Source organism: Burkholderia sp. BCC1640 (assembly GCF_902833125.1).
Classification (GTDB): domain Bacteria; phylum Pseudomonadota; class Gammaproteobacteria; order Burkholderiales; family Burkholderiaceae; genus Burkholderia; species Burkholderia diffusa.
Genome location: NZ_CADFEF010000209.1, coordinates 1 through 248, shown reverse-complemented (window position 1 = coordinate 248; position 248 = coordinate 1). Strand labels below are relative to the sequence as shown.

Sequence of the window (248 nt, the reverse complement as noted above, 5' to 3'; positions counted from 1 at the left end):
ACACTGGACCATTCGGCGAAGTCCAGATTCGTTGTGATGGCAACGCTCGTGTGTTCGTACAGGCGGCTCAGCAGATGGAACAGCAACGCCCCGCCGGCCTGGCTGAACGGCAGATATCCGAGTTCTGACCCTGCCTCGTTTTCACGTACAGCATCTTATGCAGCGATCAAACCAGCCTCGTAGTCGACGGGGGTAAGGAAGTCGATCGAGGTATGCAGACGTTGCCGATTGTAATAGCCCTCGATCCA

The 248-nt window shown here is 56.0% G+C and carries 1 pseudogene; it reads right to left on the bottom strand.

From position 1 onward, the window contains the following. Positions 1 to 125: pseudogene (locus tag HWX25_RS33235) on the bottom strand (ATP-binding protein); the annotation flags it as partial. Positions 126 to 248: the final 123 nt, after the last annotated feature.